This window comes from Rhodococcus jostii NBRC 16295 (genome assembly GCF_001894825.1).
GTDB classification, from domain to species: Bacteria; Actinomycetota; Actinomycetes; order Mycobacteriales; family Mycobacteriaceae; genus Rhodococcus_F; species Rhodococcus_F jostii.
In genome coordinates, this window is sequence record NZ_BCWY01000211.1 from 1 (window position 1) to 2,013 (window position 2,013).

A 2,013-nucleotide genomic window follows, 5' to 3' on the forward strand; every position below is an offset into this window, starting at 1 on the left:
TCGCGGACGATGTCGGCGGCGAAGATCGTCGACCCGATCCAGCAGCTACCGATTCCCTTGGTGGCCAACGAGACCAGCAGTCCCTGGACCGCGGCGCCGACCGCGACGGTGAACATCGTCGATTCGGCCGCCTGCCGGCGCGGGTCAGGGTAGGTGTGGGCACCGTCCGGGACGCAGAACGGGATGATCACCTCGGGTGCGTCGACGAGAATGTTTCCGCGGGCCACCCGCGCCTGCACGGCGTCGGCGCTCAGACCGTCGGAGGCGAGGTCGGTGCGCCACTGCTCGCCCATCCGGGACAGCAGTGCGTCGCGGACGTCGCGGGTGCGGATCCAGACGAAGCGGACCGGGCGGGTGTGGTGCGGCGCCGGCGCGGTGAGGGCGTCGGCGATCGACGCGCGGACGGCGTCGGGGTCGACCGGGTCGGCGGAGAAGCGGCGGATGGAGCGGCGCAGCAGCAGCGCCTCGGAACGCCCCAGCTCGAGGGACTCGGCGGTGCCCAGCCAGAACAGGTCCTCGGAGCCGCGCCGGATCAGGTCCTGTCCGCGCGAACCGTCGTCGGACAGGTCGAGACCGCGCACGACCGCGACCGGCACCCCACCGAGCTTGCCCTTGACCAGGTCGCCGGCGGCGGCGATCTCGTCGGCGACTGCCACCTCCGTCACGACGAGTTCGTTGCCCTGACTGTCCCGGGAACCGGCGTACCCGTGCAGGACCGGAAGCCCGACCGCACCGATGGCGGCGTCGATCTGGCCGTTGCGCCACGCCCGTCCCATGGTGTCGGTGACCACCACCGCGACGGTGACACCGAGCGCGGCCTTCACCGCGCCGCGCAGGGTTCGGGCGCTGGCGTCCGGATCCTCCGGTAGCAGAGCGAGTTCGGCGCCGTCGACGTTCGACCCGTCGATCCCCGACGCCGCCTGCACGATCCCGAGCCGGTTCTCGGTGATCAGGGTCCGGCCCTTGCGGGCCACGATCCGCACCGCTTCCTGCTCGACGAGGAGGCGCCGGGCCGCGTCCCGCTCGTCGGGATCGGTCGGGGAGGACACGATCCGGCCCTCCACCTTCGAGAACACCTTGCTGGTGACCACCAGGACGTCGCCGTCCTCGAGCCACGGCGCCGCCGCGACGATCGCGGCCGCCAGATCGTCGCCCGGCCGGAACTCGGGCAGACCGGTGACGGGCAGGATCTCGACGGCACCGCCGGGCGCGTGATCGGACTGCGGGGCGCGGGGGTCGCTCACAGCGTCACCCCCGCCACGTCGAGTGCCGCCTGGACCATCGCCGCGGTGACGTCGGGGTCGGTCATGATCAGCGGGACACTGCGCACCTCGACGCCGGGCACGTCCGCGGTGTCGGTGTCGTGGACCAGCCAGCCGTCGAGGATCCCGGTCCCGGACCGCGCGCCGTACCACCGGCCGATCGCCTCCGCCGACGTCTCCACACCGATCACGTCGAGGCATTCGTCGGCCATGCCGCGCAACGGTTTTCCACCGACGATCGGAGAGATCCCGACCACCTTCGCCGCGGTGGTCCGCAACGCACCCCGGATGCCCGGCACCGCCAGGATCGCACCGACACTGACCACCGGATTCGACGGCGCCAGCAGCACGATGTCCGCGCCCTCGATCGCCTCGACCACCCCCGGCGCCGGCGTCGCCTGCTCCGACCCGATGTGCGCGAAGCTGTGCGTCGGCACCTGCGCGCGGTACCGAACCCACCACTCCTGGAAATGGATCGCGCGCTGCTCACCGTCCTCGGGATCGGTGATCACCACGTGAGTTTCACTACGATCATCGGTCACCGGCAGCAACGTCACACCCGGCTGCCACCGGTTGCACAACGCCTCGGTCACCGCCGACAACGGATACCCGGTACGCAGCATCTGGGAACGGATCAAATGGGTCGCGATGTCCCGGTCACCGAGCCCGAACCAGTCGGGCTTCGCCCCGTACGCCGCGAGTTCCTCCTTCGCGTTCCACGTTTCACCCGCATGACCCCACCCGCGGACGG

2 protein-coding genes are annotated in these 2,013 nt (G+C 71.3%); both read right to left on the bottom strand.

Annotated elements, in window-relative coordinates; translation table 11 throughout:
- A partial coding sequence (locus tag RJ1_RS44765) for a coenzyme F420-0:L-glutamate ligase (protein ID WP_073371149.1) occupies positions 1–1,244 on the bottom strand: 1,244 nt, incomplete at its 3' end.
- A partial coding sequence (gene cofD, locus RJ1_RS44770) for a 2-phospho-L-lactate transferase (RefSeq protein ID WP_073371150.1) occupies positions 1,241–2,013 on the bottom strand: 773 nt, incomplete at its 5' end. The genes RJ1_RS44765 and cofD, both read right to left, overlap by 4 nt.